At 65.8% G+C, this 2,541-nt stretch carries 2 protein-coding genes and 2 pseudogenes; 3 read left to right on the forward strand and 1 reads right to left on the reverse strand.

The genetic code is table 11. The features are described from left to right. The 3 genes and pseudogenes from ACWD6N_RS37630 to ACWD6N_RS37640 all read left to right on the forward strand — a co-directional run. Positions 1–168, forward strand: a pseudogene (locus ACWD6N_RS37630) (IS630 family transposase); the annotation flags it as partial. 98 nt (positions 169–266) lie between these two features. Beyond that, entirely contained in the window at positions 267–635 is a 369-nt protein-coding gene (locus ACWD6N_RS37635) for a hypothetical protein (RefSeq protein WP_450006742.1), read from the forward strand. Positions 636–754: 119 nt separating this feature from the next. Beyond that, positions 755–1,648, forward strand: a pseudogene (locus ACWD6N_RS37640) (IS5 family transposase). Between the two features lie 19 nt (positions 1,649–1,667). Here ACWD6N_RS37640 and ACWD6N_RS37645 read toward each other — a convergent pair. After that, positions 1,668–2,078 carry a VOC family protein gene (locus tag ACWD6N_RS37645; protein ID WP_450006744.1) on the reverse strand — a complete coding sequence of 137 codons (411 nt, stop codon included), beginning with the start codon at positions 2,076–2,078 and terminating at the stop codon, positions 1,668–1,670. Positions 2,079–2,541 lie beyond the last annotated feature (463 nt).

A 2,541-nucleotide genomic window follows, 5' to 3' on the forward strand; every position in this document is an offset into this window, starting at 1 on the left:
AGCCACCGCAGCGTCAAAGACCTCGAAACCGACGTCAACACCTGGATCGCTGCCTGGAACGAAGACCCGAAACCCTTCGTCTGGACCAAGACCGCCGACGAGATTCTCGACAGCCTCGCCAACTACTGCACCCGACTTAACCAACTAACCAACGACTCAGGACACTAGGTTCCATTCTGCATGGGGCCGGGCCATGGTGCGGGGTCAGGCTGCTCGGCGCCCGTGCCGGGTAAGTCTCTGCAGGGGTCTGGGTGACAATCTTGCGCATGAGCGCCTCTGACGTCGTAGCGGTCGATCTCACTTCGGACGAGCGGTTCCTGCTGAGGCGAGGGTTGGCCGAGTGGGGTGGACCCGCGCATTCCACGGATGATCTCGCCCGAGCTATGGGCTTCCTGGACCAGGTGGACCTCTACCACGGCGAGGGACGCAGGCTGAGAGAGGCACTGGAGCGCGGGGAGCCGTTGACGAGGTCGCAGTGGCGAAAGCTGTTGCTCTCCACTGAGATCGTCTTCGCGAGCGACGTCGTGGGTTCTGGCTGTGACTGGTCGATCACCACCGGCCTTTCCGACGAAGAGACGATCAAGCTGCTGCGGGTGGTGCAGCGGAAGGTGGCCCGCGCACTACGGCTGTCCTAGGGCGAGTATCGAAGTCCGTGTCGGTAGTTGTGGGGGACACGGCGCGTCGGGACCGGTAAACAGCGAGGTCTCCGGTAGATGGTTTGTCGACCAAGACGAACCATCAGCACGGAGACCTCATGGACACCATAGTGGTGACGAGGCGGCACGACCTGACTGACGCGCAGTGGAGAGTGTTGCAGCCTCTGCTGCCGGTCGCACGCAGGCCCGGTCGGCCACCTCGATGGACCAGACGGCAGCTCATCGACGCGATCCGGTGGCGGATCCGGGTCGGTGCCCCGTGGCGGGACGTCCCGGCCTGCTACGGCTCCTGGTCGGCGGCGTACGCGTTGTTCCGCCGCTGGCAGCGCGACGGGACCTGGGCCCGCATCATGACCGCGTTGCAGACCCTCGTGGACGCGGCCGGCCGCATCACCTGGGACGTGTCTGTGGACTCGACAACTGCCCGAGCGCATCAGCATGCCGCTGGCGCCGGGAAAAGGGGGATCTGCAGGCAGAAACGCCTGGTGGCGTATACGTGGAGCCAGCCGATCACGCTCTTGGTCGGTCCCGCGGCGGACTGACCACGAAGCTTCATCTGGGCTGCGAGCAGGGCCAAAAGCCGCTGTCGATCGTGTTGACTGCTGGGCAACGCGGAGACAGCCCACAGTTCATCGCGGTCCTGGCCGGCATCCGTGTGCCCCGCCCGACCGGTGGCCGGCCCCGGACCCGGCCTGACCGGGTGCTGGCCGACAAGGCGTACACCTCTCGGGCGACCCGCGCCTATCTGCGCCGACGCGGGATCAAGGCGACTATCCCGAGCAAAGCCGACCAAGACGCTCACCGCCGTAAGCGAGGGTCGAAGGGCGGACGGCCACCCTGCCTTCGACCGCGATGCCTACAAGCAGCGTCACGCTGTGGAGTGCGGCATCAACCGGCTCAAACGCAACCGCGGCGTCGCCACGCGCTTCGACAAGCTTGCCGTGCGCTACGCGGCCGTCGTACACATCGCCGCGATCAACGAATGGCTTTGACCCACTTCAGATACACGCTCTACTCGCTCTTGGGCCAGATGGGGCCCTGGTCGGTCCAGGTGACACCCTTGTTGTGGCAGAGGCAGAACGGGTGGCCGACGGGGTCGGCGTAGACGCGCCAGCCGTAGCCGTCGGGGCCGATGGAGTCCTGCTGCAGGGTCGCGCCGAGGGCCAGGACGCGGCTCTGTTCGGCCTCGATGTCGTCGACTTCGAAGTCGAGATGGAACTGCTTGGGGTGCTCGCTGTCGGGCCACTGCGGGGCGCGGTAGTCCTCCACCCGGATGAAGGCCAGCTCGATCCCGCCGAACCGGATACCGGCCCAGTTGCCGTGGCTGCCCTCCTTGACCGGGCGACCCGTCACCTCTGAATAGAAGGCTGCCAGCGCCATCGTGTCCGGGCAGTCGATGATGAAATCGGTGAGTTGCAGCATCCGGCGATCTTGCCACAAGATCAAATAAGCCGGAGTTTGAGACAGGCCCTAGGCATCGGCGGCCACTTGCGAGGTCGCTGGCTTTCAGATTGCGGACGAACTGGTCGGTACTGCGCCGGACCGTGCGGATGCTGTCATCGCACGCGACGGCCATTTCGGTGTCGGTGATATCAATGGTGACGTTCTTGCCGGCGTGGACGCGGCCGAGGGCGACTTTCTGCTCCACGACCGTGACGAGCCCGCTGTTGGAGGCCCGCCGCTGCACCGCACCGGTCCGGCCCCGGGTTGCGGGGGTGGTCCGGCGGGTCGGGCGTCGCGCAGGCGGGCTACCTCGGCGGGGGTGAGCGGGTTGGGTCGGGTGCGCGGCAGCTAGTGTCCTGCGCCGGAAATTCGCCTACAAAATCGGGCGAGTGATTCGAGGATCTCTTCTGCGGTCTTGGTCCAGATGAACGGTCGCGGATCG

This window comes from Micromonospora sp. NPDC005163, from assembly GCF_053599835.1.